Below are 915 nucleotides of genomic sequence, written 5' to 3' on the forward strand. Positions count from 1 at the left end.
ATACTATGAGTCCGGCAGTCAGACTACGAATGATAAGATCCGTGGTCAAAAGGGAAAAAGCCCAGATCGTCAGCTAAGGTCCCAAAGTGTAAGTTAAGTGGTAAAGGATGTGGGATTTCTAAGACAACTAGGATGTTGGCTTAGAAGCAGCCACTCATTTAAAGAGTGCGTAATAGCTCACTAGTCGAGAGATCCTGCGCCGAAAATGTCCGGGGCTCAAACTTACCACCGAAGCTACGGGCTCAAGTTTACTTGAGCGGTAGAGGAGCGTCGTAATCGGGCTGAAGTCGTACCGTAAGGAGCGGTGGACTGATTACGAGTGAGAATGTTGGCATTAGTAGCGAGATGTAAGTGAGAATCTTACAGGCCGAAAATCTAAGGTTTCCTGGGGAAGGCTCGTCCGCCTAGGGTTAGTCGGGACCTAAGCCGAGGCCGAAAGGCGTAGGTGATGGACAATTAGTTGAGATGCCAATACCACTATTATCGTTATTATCGATGGTGTGACGGAGAAGGATAGGATGTGCTAGCGATTGGAAATGCTAGTCTAAGCATTTAGGGAGTTAAAGTAGGCAAATCCGCTTTAACAATTCTGAGGTGTGATGGGGAAGGTCATTTTGACTGAAGTATCTGATTCCATGCTTCCAAGAAAAGCATCTAGAGAGAGAAGTAGTGCCCGTACCGCAAACCGACACAGGTGGGTGAGGAGAGTATCCTAAGGCCAGCGAGAGAACTGTTGTTAAGGAACTCGGCAAAATGACCCCGTAACTTAGGGATAAGGGGTGCCACCATCAGGTGGCCGCAGAGAATAGGCCCAAGCAACTGTTTAGCAAAAACACAGGTCTCTGCTAAAGCGTAAGCTGATGTATAGGGGCTGACGCCTGCCCGGTGCTGGAAGGTTAAGGGGAACACTTAGCG

Annotated in this window: 1 rRNA gene; it reads left to right on the top strand. The window is 48.5% G+C overall.

Annotated features, from left to right (window positions below):
* A 23S ribosomal RNA gene (locus K3248_RS08545) occupies positions 1–915 on the top strand; the annotation flags it as partial.

The sequence above is a fragment of the Bartonella raoultii genome, assembly GCF_019659805.1.
GTDB classification, from domain to species: Bacteria; Pseudomonadota; Alphaproteobacteria; order Rhizobiales; family Rhizobiaceae; genus Bartonella; species Bartonella raoultii.